Genomic DNA, 2,904 nt, shown 5'->3' with positions numbered 1-2,904 from the left:
TATTAGTCTTTTAAATTGCAATCCAAAATTGCTAATTTTCTCGGAACTTTTTTTTATAAATAAGTTTAAACAACTTCCTTTTTAAATTTAATTAATGTCTGAATTTAATGATTTTTTTATCCGGCAAAATCATATTTTGATAATGTTCAATTTATAATATAAACCTGTGCATATATGATTATAAAATGCTGGTTATTTTATAGTCCGCTAAAAAATTCAGACATCATTGACAGCGCATTTGCATGGTGCATCCTTTCGCCATTGTCCAGGGATTCCTTTGCGGTTACGGAAGCTCTATTGCGCATTGCTTCTTCATAAGATGAAATGGCATCATATACTGAAATGTGATGATTACCTGTCAGACTTTCACTCAGTTCCAACGCATCCAGCATGGCCATATTCACTCCTTCTCCTGCAAAGGGCGGCATTACATGGGCGGCATCACCAATTATGGTAACATCTGGATGGGGCTCCCAATTTTGGTCCAAAGGCATGCATCTAATTGGCCTGGGGATAAAAGGAACCGATGCATTTTCAAAAAGCTGAGACCAGATTTTGCTCCATCCGGAGTATTCTTTCTCAAACCATTCCAATACCTGATGCTTGTCAGAAAAATCTAAGCCGCTTTTTAAGATCCAGTCTTCTTCTGCTTTAAAGCTGGCATAAAAACCGATTTCTGCATTTGCTTTCTGTCCCATCAGGATATTCTTTTTATTTCCAAAGGCCATTAATTTACCGCCCCGGAGAATTTTAGTTATTTCGGGAACGTATTTTTCAGCTTCATCTATATTACCTTCAAGCATGGTGATACCGGAGTAAAATGATTGGATATCGGTAAGATAAGGTCTTGTTTTTGAGTTGGCTCCATCTGCTCCGATAACTAAATCGGCATACGCCTCCGATCCGTTTTTAAAATATAGCAGCCAGCCGTTTTCCTGTTTTTCCATCGAAAGGAAGTGACTGTCCCAGATAATGTTCTCCGGTTGCAGAGAATCCAATAAAATGTTTCTTAAAGTGCCCCGGTCTATTTCAGGACGGAAATATTCATGTCCGAAATCTTCTTCTTTCATCATATCATGATCACTGAAAATGATTTCTGCTTTTTCATTGGTTATAGTGGTTCTATCAGCTCCCTGCAAATAATTATTTTTAAATGCATCCAGCAATCCTGCTTTTCTTATGGCTGCCAGGCCTGAATGTTCGTGTAAGTCAAGAGGCGAACCCTGAACCCGTACACTTCGGTCAGAATCTCTTTCATATACCTTAACATCAATCCCTTTTAGCTGCAACAGCCTTGCTAACGTCAGGCCGCCGGGACCACCTCCTATAATGGCCACTTTCTTATTTTGTAATATCATATCCTTATATTTAGACTACAAAATTACTTTTGGCTGTAGACTAAAAATTGTAAAAAACGGTCATTTTCGTTTTTATGCAGCTCTTTCGGGGAAACTCCTGAAAGTTGTTTAACCTCTTTGATAAAATGGGATTGGTCGGTAAAATTGAGCTGCGGATACAGGTTCCCTTCTTTGATATGGGAAAGCGAAGCCTGGAAACGGAGTATCTTACAGTATGCTTTTAATGAAAGCCCGAACTGCTGATTGAAATAGCGGTTAATCTGGCGCTGGCTCCATAAGATCTTTCCGGAGATTTCTGAAACTGAAATTTCACCGTCTGAAGCAAAAATCAACTCAAATAATATACGTTTACGTACATCCACTTCTTCAGGCAGCAGCGAATTGATTTTTTCTGTCATTGCATCACAGAATACTTCAAAATGATCCAGATCATCCGCATCAACTTCCCAAAAATCATCCGGCATCAGTTTTCCGCTGTTTATAATATCTGCCACTGGGAAACCGAATATATATTCTATGGCCAGAGGATTAAAACTGACTGAACAAAAATCTGAAAATTCCTGATCAGGGTATTGGGGTTGGGTTTCCAGTCCCAGCAAGGCAACCTGTATTTTGCGGTCTTTTGTTTTTGAAAAAATCAGATCAATTCTTCCATTGGGAATGATGACGGCCTGCTGCTGACCGGAAAAATTTTGCAGGGATGAAAAACAATAGACAAAATCTTTTATCGATTCATCAGGCTGAATGAGTTTAAAACTTAATGTAGGTTGCATATTTGAAAAGTGTCCGGATTTCTATTAATCCCTTCCCGGTTTTTAAACGTATCGTAGTCATTAATGATCACCGATATATGAAATTGAAAATACTTTTTTTGAAAGATAAGAATACATTCCTATTTCATCTATAAGCTAATTGAATATGTTGATTCGTAAAATTACGGAATATGGTTGATATATGACTTGTAGAAAAAACTGATGAGAAAGAAAAAATTCATGACTATTATTATGCCATTAATAATAAATTAATTGCCCTGTCGATTTACATAATTAATGTTTAGGACATTTAAAAATGAGTAAGTTATATCTTTGGATCTCTATATGATAATCATACTGAACTTCAGCTGAAACCGGAAGAATTCTTAAGTCATCATCAGATGATCACAAGAAAACCCCATATTTTAAAAATGTTGGAATAAAAGTTGAATGTCAAGATGAGACAATAGATAAATTGATCGGAATTCAATTTTAAAACTTTGCTTTAAAAATAAAGTAATGGCTTTCAGGTTTAGAATACCGACAGTATTGCCTAGAGAAAAAAATGGATTTACCATGACGTTTATTGCCATCCTTTGAATATTTAAAAATTACAGGCTCAAATTATATTATAGATGTACACTAAACTATTAGAAACGATAGAACTGCTGAAAAGACAGGAGATCAGCGAAGAAAGAAAAGCTTCTTTGATCCCATTGGGTAGTGTCTCACTAACTGTGTAAGTTAAAAAGTTATTCTGGAAAATTTTGAGCCCTTACAGCTCAAAAAATTTT

Annotated in this window: 2 protein-coding genes; both read right to left on the bottom strand. The window is 36.2% G+C overall.

Annotation, left to right across the window (positions count from 1 at the left end):
- Window positions 1-197: 197 nt before the first annotated feature.
- Window positions 198-1,358, bottom strand: a complete 1,161-nt coding sequence (locus MKJ01_RS18720) for an NAD(P)/FAD-dependent oxidoreductase (RefSeq protein WP_241615768.1) — start codon at window positions 1,356-1,358, stop codon at window positions 198-200.
- A 23-nt stretch (window positions 1,359-1,381) separates the two neighbouring features.
- Entirely contained in the window at window positions 1,382-2,131 is a 750-nt protein-coding gene (locus tag MKJ01_RS18715; RefSeq protein ID WP_241615767.1) for an AraC family transcriptional regulator, read from the bottom strand.
- Between the last annotated feature and the right edge of the window lie 773 nt (window positions 2,132-2,904).

Source organism: Chryseobacterium sp. SSA4.19, from assembly GCF_022601875.1.
Lineage (GTDB): Bacteria > Bacteroidota > Bacteroidia > Flavobacteriales > Weeksellaceae > Chryseobacterium.
The sequence above is the reverse complement of the archived record's forward strand: the minus strand, read 5'-3'. Positions and strand labels throughout refer to the sequence as shown.

Coding starts and splice junctions, on each gene's coding strand:
- MKJ01_RS18720 (WP_241615768.1), bottom strand. CDS start 1,358: ATGATATTACAAAATAAGAAAGTGGCCATTATAGGAGGTGGTCCCGGC.
- MKJ01_RS18715 (WP_241615767.1), bottom strand. CDS start 2,131: ATGCAACCTACATTAAGTTTTAAACTCATTCAGCCTGATGAATCGATA.